The sequence below is a fragment of the Micromonospora deserti genome (assembly GCF_003236335.1).
Taxonomy (GTDB): Bacteria; Actinomycetota; Actinomycetes; order Mycobacteriales; family Micromonosporaceae; genus Micromonospora; species Micromonospora deserti.
This window is the reverse complement of the sequence record NZ_POUB01000207.1, coordinates 1-10,842: the sequence shown is the minus strand read 5'-3', so window position 1 is coordinate 10,842 and position 10,842 is coordinate 1. Positions and strand designations below refer to the sequence as shown.

The window sequence follows — 10,842 nt, the reverse complement described above, 5'->3', positions numbered from 1 at the left end:
CCCATCCCGCCCGGCGCGCTGCGTGCGCGGCTGATACCCACGGGCGAGGCGGACAAATCTCCAACGAGGAGATCGCCCGGCAAGGTGTGCGCGTCGGCTACCCCTCACCCCGGGTCGTCGGCGGGCACGTCGCCGGGGGCTCCGGCCGAGCGGGTCAGCCGCCACCACTGCCGCCGCCCGTCGTCGCGGACCACCACACCGCAGCGGGCCAGCTCCCCGCGCAGCTCGCGGGCCTCGTCGCCGCGGTCCCGGTCGAGCGCCCGCTGCCGGGCCCGCAGCAGGGCGTCCGTGCCGGCCGGCAACCCGGGCAGCCCCGGCACCCACCGCCGGTACGCGTCCCGGTGCGGGTCGGCCCCCAGCCAGGGCCAGCCGTGCGCCCGAAACGCCGACCGCAGTCGCGCGCCGGACAGGTCCGACCGCTCCCGGGCCAGCTCCCCGTCGTCCGCATCGAGCAGCACCAACGCCCCGCCGTCCAGGAAGACCGCGCGGACCGCCCGCCGTTCGACGGCGCGCTCCGTGCCGCCGCGGCGCAGCCGTACCCGTTCTCGGTCGACCGTCACCACCACCCGCTCGGCGGTGCCGAGGCCGGCCACCACCAGGCCGCCGAGCGTGCCGACCGCCACGCCGGCGACCGTGGCCCGCGCGTCGGGCAGCCCGGCGACCAGCGCGAACAGTTCCCGTGCCGGGGCCCACGGCAGGCCGGCGAGCCACCCCGCGCCGGCGGCGAGCAGCCAGCCGGCCCCGGCGCCCAGTGCGGGGAAGCCGCCCCACAGCAGCGCCAGCTCCGCCGGGCCGCCGCTGACCACCGTCGGGGCGCCGTGACCATCCACCGTCACGCCACCTCACGGCGCAGCGTACGCAGCAGCCCGGCGGCGACCGGCACGGCCAGCCAGACCAGCAGCGACACCCCGAGCCGCGCCCACTGCTCACCGGTCAGGTCCGCGGTGAACAGCGGCTCCATGGTGCGGCCGGTGTCCAGCCAGCTGGCCGGCCCGCGCAGCGGCCGCACCAGCTCACCGAGCACCGACCAGAGCGTCGGCAGCAGCAGGTAGGCGACGATCGCCAGCGGGGTGTTCAGCAGCAGCAGGCCGAAGCCGGCGCCCATCAGCGCGTTCGCCACCTGGAACAGCGCCGCGTGCAGGATCAGCGTCCCCTCGACCCGCCAGCTGCCCGCGCCGCCGGTGGCCCCGGCGATCAGGGTCCCGACCGCGGCGACTGCGAGGCTGGCCAGCACCGAGGCCAGCGCCGCCAGTACCACCGCGGCCAGCTTGGCGGCTACCACCCGCTCCCGGCGCGGCACCAGCGCGAACGTGGTCAACGCGGTGCGCTGGGACCACTCCCCGGTGATCGACAGAATGCCCAGTACGGGCAGCAGCACCCCGACCGGCAGCAGCGACGGGGTGAAGAAGTTGGGGAACGTCTGCGCCGCCTCGTCGGCGTAGACCAGTTGCAGGACGACGATGACGGCGGCGACCGCGCCGATCGTGATCAGCAGCCAGAGCCCGGCCCGCGTGTCGACCAGCTTGCGCAGCTCCACGGCGGTGAGCCGGAGCAGGGACGGGCGGCCTACCGCCCGGCGGGGCGTCACGGTGGGCGGGGCGGCGGTGGCGGTGGTCATCGGGCGTCCTCCCTGGTCGGCTCGCCGGCGGCGGTCGGTTCGCCGCTGGTGGTCGGCTCGGCGGTGGTGGTCGGTCCACCGGCGGTGAGGCTGAGGAAGAGCTGCTCCAGCCCGCCGGTGTCGGCCGGACGCAGCTCGGTGAGGGCCACTCCCGCGTCGGCCGCGGCCTGGCCCACGGCCTCGGCCTCGGCGTGCACCAGCAACCCCCCGTCGGTGTCGCTGACCACGTCGAGGCCGGCCGAGTCCAGCGCACGCCGCAGCGCCTGCTGGTTCCGGGCCTGCACCCGGGTGCCCGCGCCGGACAGCAGGTCGTCCTTGTCGCCCTGGGCCACGACTCGGCCGCCCCCGATCACCACCAGCCGGTCGGCCACCGCCTCCACCTCGCGCAGCAGGTGGGAGGAGAGCAGCACGGTGCCGCCCCGGTCGGCGAAGTCGCGCAGCAGGCCGCGCATCCAGAAGATCCCCTCCGGGTCCAGGCCGTTGGCCGGCTCGTCGAGGATCAGCACCCGGGGGTCGCCCAGCAGCGCGTGGGCCAGGCCGAGTCGCTGCCGCATCCCCAGGGAGTACGCCCGCACCCGCCGCCTCGCGGCGGTCGCGTCCAGCCCGACCAGGTCGAGCTTGGCGGTCACCTCGTCGCGTTCCACGCCCATCGTGTCGGCGGCGACGGTGAGCGCCTCCCGACCGGTCCGCCCGGCGTGCTGGGCCGAGGCGTCCAGCAGCACGCCGACCTCCTGGCCCGGGTTGGGCAGCTGCCGGTACGGCTGGCCGCCGACGGTGGCCGCGCCGGCGGTGGGCGGAGTGAGCCCGCAGATCATCCGCAGGGTGGTGGACTTGCCGGCGCCGTTCGGGCCGAGGAAGCCGGTGACGGTTCCCGGCCGGCAGTGGAACGACACATCGTCGACGGCGATGTGCCGCCCGTACCGTTTGGTGAGGTGGTCGACGCTGATCATGCCGATCAGGCTGCCCGCGCCGGCCGGTCGCCCGCGACGGCCGGCGGTCTCGGGCGGTGGCTACCTTGGTCGACGCGCGGGAGTCGACTTTGGTAGCTGGTCGGCGCGTCCGTCGGCTGCCTAGCATGGCGGCGTGACCAGCGCCGCCGTACCGGAGCACCCCTGGCTGCTGCCGGGGTCGCTGGCCGGGGCGGCCGGCCAGGCCCGGCCGCACCCCCGGCGCACCACCCGAGACTGGATCGTGGACAGCCTCTGCTTTCTGCTCGGCCTCGGCTGGGTCGTGCTTGCCACGGCCGACGCGGCATCGCCCGACCCGGAGTTCGCGACCCCGCTGCCGCAGCGGTGGATGGTTCCGGTCGACGCGCTGCTCGGGCTCGTCTGCTGCGCCCTGCTCTGGGTACGCCGCAGGTGGCCGCTCGGGCTGGCCGTCGCGACCCTGCCGTTGACCCTGTTCTCGATGGCGGCGGCGATCCCGCTGCTGATCATCTACTTCACGGTGGTGGTGCACCGCCGGACGGCCGTCGCGCTGGCGGTCACCGCCGCCGGTCTGCTCACCAACTTCGCCTTCGGGTACCTGCGGCCGGACCCTGCCCTGCCGTACTGGGCGGTCACCGCCTGGGGGGTGGTGATCAGCTTCTCGGTGCTGGCCTGGGGGATGTTCGTGCGGGCCCGGCGGCAGCTGGTGGTGTCGCTGCGGGAACGCGCCGAGCGGGCCGAGGCGGAGCAGCAGCTCCGTGTCGAGCAGGCCCGCCAGCTGGAGCGCACCCGTATCGCCCGGGAGATGCACGACGTGCTGGCGCACCGGATCTCGCTACTCAGCCTGCACGCTGGGGCGCTGGAGTTCCGCCCCGACGCGCCGCCGGAGGAGGTGGCGAGGGCCGCCGGGGTGATCCGTGGCAGTGCGCACGCCGCCCTGCAGGACCTGCGCGAGGTGATCGGTGTGCTCCGCGCGGAGACGGGCGGCGAGCAGGTTCCGGAGCGCCCGCAGCCCACCCTGGCCGACCTGCCCGCGCTGATCGCGGAGTCCCGGGCCGCCGGGGTGCGGGTCAACGTCGCCGACCTGGTCGACGCGCCGGAGCGGGTGCCGGCGGCGGTGGGGCGCAGCGTTTACCGGATCGTGCAGGAGGGGCTGACCAACGCCCGCAAGCACGCCGCCGGCGTGGCGGTCACGGTGGGCCTGACCGGCGGGCCGGGGGAGGGGCTCAGCGTCGAGATCCGCAACCGCTGGCCGGTCGGCGGGCTCGCCGGCTCCGGGCTGCCCGGGACGGGCACCGGCCTGGTCGGGATCACCGAGCGGGTCAGCCTGGCCGGTGGCCGGCTGGAGTACGGGCGGGACGACTCCGGCGACTTCCGGCTCGCCGCCTGGTTGCCGTGGCCCGCGTGACCGGCCCCGAGGCGGCGCCCGGCCGTCCCGACCCGGCGGGCGGTGCCCGCGGGGCCGCGCCGGACGAGCCGGTGCGGGTGCTGATCGTCGACGACGATCCGCTGGTCCGGGCCGGCCTGTCGATGATCCTCGGCGGGGTGCCGGACTTGCGGGTGGTGGGCGAGGCCGCCGACGGCAGCGAGGTCCCCGCCGCCGTCGCCGCGTGCGCGCCGGACGTGGTGCTGATGGACATCCGGATGCCCCGGCTGGACGGGCTCGCCGCCACCGAGGCGCTGCGGGCCGCACCCGACCCGCCGGAGGTGCTGGTGCTGACCACCTTCGACGCCGACGAGCAGGTGCTGCGGGCGCTGCGCGCCGGGGCGGGCGGCTTCCTGCTCAAGGACACCCCGCCGGCGGAGATCGTGCGGGCGGTCCGCCGGGTGGCGGCGGGGGAGGCCACCCTGTCCCCGGCGGTGACCCGCAAGCTCATCGACCACGTCGCCGCCGGCGGGCCGGCCGGCCCGGAACCTCGCCGGGAGCGGGCGGTGCGGCTGCTCGCCGGGCTCAGCGAGCGGGAGCGCGACGTGGCGGTCGCGCTCGGGCAGGGCCGCACCAACGCGGAGATCGCCGCCGAGCTGTTCATGAGCGTGGCGACGGTCAAGGCGTACGTGTCGCGGCTGCTGGTCAAGCTCGACCTGAACAACCGGGTGCAGGTGGCGCTGCTGGTGCACGACGCCGGAATGGTCTGACCCGGGAGTTGCTGACCGCCTACCGGGATTGAACCGTCGGGGGGGTGGGGGCCGTACCACTGGCCGAGGATGTGGTGTGGCGCGTCAGCCGCACCGCTACCGGAACTGCGGGAGGCCTGCCGTGCGAGTTGGTGAGCAGTCGACGGATCCCATCGATCAGGTGTTGGGCGAGGTGCCGGTGCCGGCACAGCTGAGCCCGGAGGACGTCCGGCTCGCGGTCCGGGCGGTGGTCGTGCACGCCGCCGAGGAGTGGCCGGCCGGGCCGCTGTGCCGCAACGACGGAGCGACGTACCCCTGCCGGCTGCACCGGTGGGGCCGGCGGGTGCTGGCCGCGCACGGGCTCAACGAGCGGCAGATCGACGCCCTGGTGCGGCACGGCAACCCCTTCGTGCACGTGCCCTTCCCGTTCACGGTCAACAGTTCCGCGCCGGCCCGCACACCGGCCGCCTACCCGCCGCGTACGCCCGCCGGGCATCCCGTCCGCGGCCAGGCCGCGGCCCGGGTGGTCGCGCCCGGCGCGCGGCCCGCGGTTCGACCCGCCGGCCCCGGCCGGCCGGTGGCTCCCCCCGCCACCGCGCCGCGCTGGCCCCGGGCGAGCTGAGCGGCGGTACGCCCGCCAGCGTCGACCCGGGCAGTACGACGCCGGCCCGGTGCGCGGGGATTCCCCACCCGGGCCGGGCCGGCGTCGTCCCACCTCGTCGCTCAGCGGACCCCGCAGTCCGGCGCGTTCCAGCTGGTGGTGTTGGCGGTCCGGTCGCTGCTGTTCTCCCGGCGCGAGTCCACGTGCAGGTGGTCGCCGTGCTCCGGGTAGCCGGGGCCGTAGATGCCGCTGAAGCCGCGGTGGCGGGCGTCCCGGGCCACCTCGCACAGCGATGAGGTACGCGAGACCACGTCGGCGGCGTTGCCGTAGAGGTGCTGGCTGTCCGACGCCCCGCCGACCTGGTCGTTGCAGGTTCGGCTGCGGAACCCGCTGGTCACGTAGAGCGGCTCGTCGCCGAGGCTGCGGCGCATCGCCTCCAGCTTCCACATGGTGCGCAGGGCGTTCTGCCGGGTCTGGGCGGCTGACAGCGGGCCTCCGCTCCACCCGCCCCGGCCGCAGCCGTCGTCCATCTCGCTGAAGCTGAAGTGTCGCGGGGTGCAGTCGTTGTCCTGCAGCTCGTAGAGCTTGCCGTAGGTCTGCGGCCCGGCGATGCCGTCGACCCGCAGCCCGTACGCGGCCTGGAACCGCCGGACCGCGGCGGCGGTCTTCGGCCCGTAGATGCCGTCGTTCTCCACGATGTCCCGGTTGCCGGCCCAGCCGGCGACGCGGATCTGCAGTTGTCGGACGTCATCGCCGGAGCGCCCCTGGTAGAGGTTGCGCTGCCAGGTGTAGCAGCTGTCGGCGTGGGCCGCCGGCGCGGCGACCACCGAGGCGATCGCGGCTCCCGGCAGCGCCAGGGCGAACGCGACGGCAGCCCGCTTCAAGGTCTTCATGCGCACAGAAGTCCTCCCGATAGGAGAGTGAATGGGGTGGCCTCCGGGACATCGACCGGGACGTCCCGCGATTTCCACCTTGACACCAGCCGGCCCAGTTGACGGGGATTAACGAGAATTGTCCTCACGATTTGCCGTTCCTGGGGATCAGCTGTGAATTACTCCATTTGCGAAACGGCCATTCACCCCCGAGGGGTGGCAGGAATGCGTGAACAGCACAGAAAGCCACGTGCCACCACACCGAGGGTGATGTTCTCTCCGGCGGTGGAGCCGGTAACGTCAGCGCCGGCGGCGGACGGGGAGGTGGGCGTGGCGCGCGGAGGCGTCTTCTGCGTCGAGGGTCAGTGGCACCGGGACCTCAACGAGCGCGGCTCCGTGCTGCCCACCCTGGAACTGCTCGAACGGCTCGGCAAGATCCGGTTCATCCACAAGGACGCGGCCACCCGCGACGAGCTCTTCTACTTCATCGACCGGTGGCTGCTCAAGCAGTACGCCGACTACCGGGTCGGCTTCTTCGCGATGCACGGCGAACCGAGCCGGCTCTGCCTGACCGACTGGGTATCGGTGGAACTCGCCGACGTCGCGGAGTTGATGGCCGGTCGCTGTGACGGCCGTCGGCTCTATTTCGGCAGCTGCTCGGTGCTGCGCGCCCCGGACGCCGTGCTGCGCGAATTCCTGAACGCCACCGGCGCGGCCCTGATCTGCGGCTTCACCCGCGAGGTGGACTGGGTCGAATCGGCCGCCTTCGAGACCGTGCTGCTCGACGTGCTGGCCAACGGGCAGCGGCACAACGCCGCCGAACTGCGGATGGGCTCGGCGCACTGGGCGCCGCTGGCGTCGTACCTCGGCTTCCGGGTGATCTACGCCAACGGCCGTGCCTGGCGGCCGGCGGTACGCAACCGGGTGCCGGCCCAGCCGGCCGGCGGCCGGGCTGCTGCCCGCCCCCACGGCGGCGGCCCTGGGGCCGGGGTGTCCGCCCGGCCGTGACGGAGTCGATCACGCCGGGACGGCCCGGGCGGCCGGGTCCTGGTAGAAACGACCCGTGGCACAAAGCATCGCGACGAACACCCGGGTGGACCGGGCCGAGCTGATCGAGTTCCTCCGGCCGCGGCACAAGGTGGTGCTGATGACCACCCGTGTCGACGGCCGGCCGCAGTCCTCCCCGGTCGCCGCGGGCGTCGACGGCGAGGGGCGGCTGGTCGTCTCGACGTACCCGGCACGGGCCAAGGTCGCCAACATCCGCAGAGACCCGCGGGTCGCTGCGTGCGTGCTCTCCGACGACTGGAACGGCCCTTGGGTGCAGGTCGACGGCACCGCCGAGGTGCTGGACCTGCCCGAGGCGCTGGAGCCGCTGGTGGAATACTTCCGCAGCATCTCCGGGGAGCACCCGGATTGGGACGAGTACCGGGCGGCCATGGTCCGCCAGGGCAAGTCACTGATCCGGGTCACCATCGACGCCTGGGGTCCGATCGCCACCGGCGGCTTCCCCGCCCGCCTCGCCGACTGACAGCTCTCCCAGGGGGCGCCCCCGCCGACCACCGTCGGGCCCTGTTGCCGGTCCGGTCGGCGGTCCCTCCGCCAGTGTGGCGGAGCGCCCGGACGGCGCGAGAGTGCGGTGCGCACGCTGTCGAGCTGCCCCGTCTGTGAGACCGCCCCGGTGCTGGCTTCCCGGGCGCGCCTGAAGTGCCGGCTTCCCCAGGCGGCCTGAGGTGCCGGCTCCGGCGGGCGGCCACAGCTGCTGCCCCTCGGTAGGGGCAGCGCGACAGCGCCGGCAGCGGGTGCAGGTTGGCGCGGTAGGGGCCCGCCACCATCCGGCGGGGCCGCCGCGGGCCACACGCCCGCGAGCACCTCCGACGAGTCAGTACGCGGCGGTGAAGCGGGTGTTCTCGTGGCGCGGGTTCTCGATCTCGTCGACGACCGCCACCGCCAGGTCCTCGTAGCTGAGCACCGAGCGGCCCTGGTCGTCGGTGACCGGCTGGTCGCCGCCCGTGCGGTAGTGCCCGGTCCGCTCGCCGGGGTGGAACTCCAGCGGTGGCGGGGAGACGTACGTCCAGGTCACTCCGTCGGCCGAGGAGCGGTAGAAGTCGAGGGCGTCGGCCTGGCCCAGGGCCGCGTCGCGGTACTCGTCCGGGAAGTCCGGCTCGTCGAGGTACCGGGTGCCCTTCCGGGTGAGCAGGGTGGAGCCGCCGCCGATGTGGATGATCCGGGGCGCGGCCGGCATGCCGCGCAGCGCGCCGACCAGGGTCCGTGCCGCGTCCAGCCAGAGCCCGCGTTCGCCGCCGCCGATCGCCACCACCAGGGCGTCCGCGTCCGGCACCAGGTCCCGGACAGCCCGCTCCGAGGTGGCGTCGCCGGTCACCAGGCGCACGCTCGCCGGCAGGTAGGAGGTGGCCTCGGGGCGGCGTACCGCCGCGACCACCCGGTGGCCCCGGTTGACCGCCTCGGTGGTGATCCGTGACCCCGCGGTGCCACCCGCCCCGAACACGACGATGTTGCTCACGCCCCCAGGCTATGGACCGGGCCCGTCGCCCGTCGGCGGAACGGCGATCCCGCCCGGGTCAGTCAAGCAGCGCGGAGTAGACCAGCTGGCGCAGCTGCGGCCGGATGGGCCAGGTGCTCGACGGCAGCAGCTGGGTGAAGAAGAGCGCGGTGACCTCCTCCGCCGGGTCGACCCAGAACGCGGTGCTCGCCACCCCGCCCCAGTAGTACTCGCCGACGCTGCTCGGCACCCGGCTGGGGATCGGGTCGTCGACCACGGCGAAGCCCAGGCCGAAGCCGATCCCCTCCAGGGTGGTCTCCGCGAACCCGCCGGTGGAGAGGGTCTCCAGATCCTGCCCGGCGGGCAGGTGGTTGCGGGTCATGAAGCGCACGGTGCGCGGACCGAGCAGGCGTACGCCGTCCAGCTCGCCGCCACGCAGCAGCATCTGCGTGAAGCGGTGGTAGTCAGCGGCGCTGGAGATCAGGCCGCCGCCGCCGGAGAATAGGGCCGGCTTGTCGTACGCCAGGGCGCCCAGCTTGTCGTACCGCAACGCCCGGCCGGTGCGCGGGTCCGGCGCGTAGAGCGCGGCGAGCCGGTCGGCGCTGTCCCCCTGCACCCACCAGTGGGTGTCGGTCATGCCGAGCGGGCGGAAGATCCGGTCGGCGAAGAAGGCGTCCAGGCTCTGCCCGGACACCACCTCGACCAGCCGGCCGAGCACGTCGGTGGCGACCGAGTAGCCCCAGGCGGTGCCGGGCTGGAAGAGCAGCGGCAGCTCGCCGAACGCCTGGCAGGCGGTGGCCAGGTCGACGCCCGCGGGCGGGTACAGGTCGTAGCCGGCAGCCCGGTAGAGGCCGTCGACCACCGAGGTCTGCATGAAGCCGTACGTCAGGCCGGCGGTGTGGGTGAGCAGGTGCCAGACCCGGATCGGCTCGACCGCCGGCACCGTGTACGGCTTGAGCGCCGACCCCTTCGAGTAGACCCGCAGGTCGGCGAACTCCGGCAGCCAGCGGCTGATCGGGTCGGTCAGCTCGAACCGGCCCTCCTCCCACAGGATCATCGCCGCGACCGAGGTGACCGGCTTGGTCATCGAGTAGATCCGCCAGAGGGTGTCCGGCTCCACCGGCCTACCGGCCTCGGCGTCGCGCAGCCCGTACGTCGAGGCGTGGGCGACCTCGCCGCGGCGGGTGACCACCACCTGCCAGCCGGCTAGCCGGCCGTCGTCGACGTACCTGCCGAAGTGCTCGTCGATCCGCCCCAGCCGCGCCGGGTCAAAGCCGATCTGTTCCGGATCGATGCTCCGCGCCACAGTCACGCCGCCGAACCTACCGGCCGGTACGCCCCGCCGGAAGGGTCACGACACACCCATGTCGGTCCCCGTCAGTAGCCTGGCCAGATGCCGGAGCTGACTGAGGGCGCCACCTTCCGCCACGAGGACTGGTACGCCGAGGAACTGGTCGACCGGCACTTCGTCGGCTGCGAGTTCTTCCACGTCGACCTGACCGAGGCGGTCAGCCAACGGTCGGTCTTCACCGGGTGCACCTTCGGCAACGTGCGGTTCAACGCCTCCCGGCACGTCGACTCGGCCTTCACCCGCTGCGTGTTCACCCGGTGCAACCTCTTCGAGGCCGAGTTCACCGGCTGCAAGCTGGTCGGCAGCACCTTCGACCAGTGCGACCTGCGCCCGTTCGCTGTAACCGGCGGGGACTGGTCGTTCGTCGCGCTGCCGGGCGCCGACCTGCGCGGGGTGCGCCTCACCGACGTCCGGATGCGCGAGGTCGACCTGACCGGCGCCGACCTGACCGGCGCCACGGTCACCGGCGTCGACCTCTCCGGCGCCCAGCTGCACAGCTCGCGGCTGACCGGCGCCGACCTGCGGGGCAGCGACCTGACCGCGCTCGACCCGACCGTGGTGGAGCGGGCCGGGGCCCGCATCGACCCCGAGCAGGCCGTGGTGATCGCGCAGGCACTCGGCTTCCGGTTCGCCTGAGCCTCCTCGGGGTGCCGCCGACGCTCACGGGGCCGCCCGCCTGCGAGGCAGCTGGACATCGAACGGCGCGAGCGGCAACCCCCTTCCGGCTCGATGTCCGGTGCCGTACGGTAGCGGACTGGATACGCGTGACTGTCCTATCTGGCGTAACGGTCAAGCCAGCGCCCACATGAAACGAATCACAGTGGGCGTCGCGTCCGCCGGGGGACGGTCGGTGGGGGAG

At 74.2% G+C, this 10,842-nt stretch carries 12 protein-coding genes; 6 read left to right on the top strand and 6 right to left on the bottom strand.

From position 1 onward, the window contains the following. Window positions 1-104: 104 nt before the first annotated feature. The 3 genes from C1I99_RS23535 to C1I99_RS23525 are packed head-to-tail and all read right to left on the bottom strand — an operon-like array spanning window position 105 to window position 2,568. The gene (locus C1I99_RS23535) at window positions 105-836 is read right to left on the bottom strand and encodes a YqeB family protein (protein ID WP_233512671.1); all 732 of its coding nucleotides are present in this window, start codon (window positions 834-836) and stop codon (window positions 105-107) included. Beyond that, on the bottom strand, window positions 833-1,618 hold the full coding sequence (locus C1I99_RS23530) for an ABC transporter permease (protein ID WP_111136383.1): 786 nt from the start codon (window positions 1,616-1,618) through the stop codon (window positions 833-835). Before C1I99_RS23530 ends, C1I99_RS23535 begins: the two co-directional genes overlap by 4 nt. Next, window positions 1,615-2,568 carry an ABC transporter ATP-binding protein gene (locus C1I99_RS23525; RefSeq protein ID WP_111136382.1) on the bottom strand — a complete coding sequence of 318 codons (954 nt, stop codon included), beginning with the start codon at window positions 2,566-2,568 and terminating at the stop codon, window positions 1,615-1,617. Before C1I99_RS23525 ends, C1I99_RS23530 begins: the two co-directional genes overlap by 4 nt. Window positions 2,569-2,701: 133 nt before the next feature. Here C1I99_RS23525 and C1I99_RS23520 point away from each other — a divergent pair, with 133 nt between their 5' ends. The 3 genes from C1I99_RS23520 to C1I99_RS23510 all read left to right on the top strand — a co-directional run bounded on the left by C1I99_RS23520 (window position 2,702) and on the right by C1I99_RS23510 (window position 5,281). Next, entirely contained in the window at window positions 2,702-3,952 is a 1,251-nt protein-coding gene (locus tag C1I99_RS23520) for a sensor histidine kinase (protein ID WP_111136381.1), read from the top strand. Then, complete coding sequence (locus tag C1I99_RS23515; RefSeq protein ID WP_111136385.1) at window positions 3,931-4,680, top strand: response regulator; 750 nt, start codon at window positions 3,931-3,933, stop codon at window positions 4,678-4,680. Before C1I99_RS23520 ends, C1I99_RS23515 begins: the two co-directional genes overlap by 22 nt. Window positions 4,681-4,840: 160 nt before the next feature. Further along, window positions 4,841-5,281: a hypothetical protein gene (locus C1I99_RS23510; RefSeq protein ID WP_233512670.1), complete on the top strand. Its 441-nt coding sequence runs from the start codon at window positions 4,841-4,843 to the stop codon at window positions 5,279-5,281. Between the two features lie 101 nt (window positions 5,282-5,382). Here the strand turns inward: C1I99_RS23510 and C1I99_RS23505 are convergent, their stop codons facing one another. Further along, window positions 5,383-6,159: a D-Ala-D-Ala carboxypeptidase family metallohydrolase gene (locus tag C1I99_RS23505; protein ID WP_111136379.1), complete on the bottom strand. Its 777-nt coding sequence runs from the start codon at window positions 6,157-6,159 to the stop codon at window positions 5,383-5,385. Window positions 6,160-6,462: 303 nt separating this feature from the next. On the opposite strand from C1I99_RS23505, the gene C1I99_RS23500 reads away from it, so the two are divergent. Then, on the top strand, window positions 6,463-7,140 hold the full coding sequence (locus C1I99_RS23500; protein WP_111136384.1) for a DUF6642 family protein: 678 nt from the start codon (window positions 6,463-6,465) through the stop codon (window positions 7,138-7,140). A gap of 55 nt (window positions 7,141-7,195) precedes the next feature. Further along, on the top strand, window positions 7,196-7,660 hold the full coding sequence (locus C1I99_RS23495; RefSeq protein WP_111136378.1) for a PPOX class F420-dependent oxidoreductase: 465 nt from the start codon (window positions 7,196-7,198) through the stop codon (window positions 7,658-7,660). A 351-nt stretch (window positions 7,661-8,011) separates the two neighbouring features. Here the strand turns inward: C1I99_RS23495 and C1I99_RS23490 are convergent, their stop codons facing one another. After that, a complete protein-coding gene (locus C1I99_RS23490) occupies window positions 8,012-8,653 on the bottom strand; it encodes an NAD(P)-dependent oxidoreductase (protein WP_111136377.1) in 642 nt (213 codons plus the stop codon). Between the two features lie 58 nt (window positions 8,654-8,711). Further along, window positions 8,712-9,944 (bottom strand): serine hydrolase domain-containing protein, encoded by a 1,233-nt coding sequence (locus C1I99_RS23485; RefSeq protein WP_111136376.1) that lies wholly within the window; start codon window positions 9,942-9,944, stop codon window positions 8,712-8,714. An 81-nt stretch (window positions 9,945-10,025) separates the two neighbouring features. Here C1I99_RS23485 and C1I99_RS23480 point away from each other — a divergent pair, with 81 nt between their 5' ends. Further along, a complete protein-coding gene (locus tag C1I99_RS23480; RefSeq protein ID WP_111136375.1) occupies window positions 10,026-10,619 on the top strand; it encodes a pentapeptide repeat-containing protein in 594 nt (197 codons plus the stop codon). Window positions 10,620-10,842: the final 223 nt, after the last annotated feature.

Bases quoted from the DNA above. Each gene is read 5' to 3' on its own strand.
- C1I99_RS23530 (WP_111136383.1), bottom strand. From the start codon at position 1,618: ATGACCACCGCCACCGCCGCCCCGCCCACCGTGACGCCCCGCCGGGCG.
- C1I99_RS23525 (WP_111136382.1), bottom strand. From the start codon at position 2,568: ATGATCAGCGTCGACCACCTCACCAAACGGTACGGGCGGCACATCGCC.
- C1I99_RS23480 (WP_111136375.1), top strand. From the start codon at position 10,026: ATGCCGGAGCTGACTGAGGGCGCCACCTTCCGCCACGAGGACTGGTAC.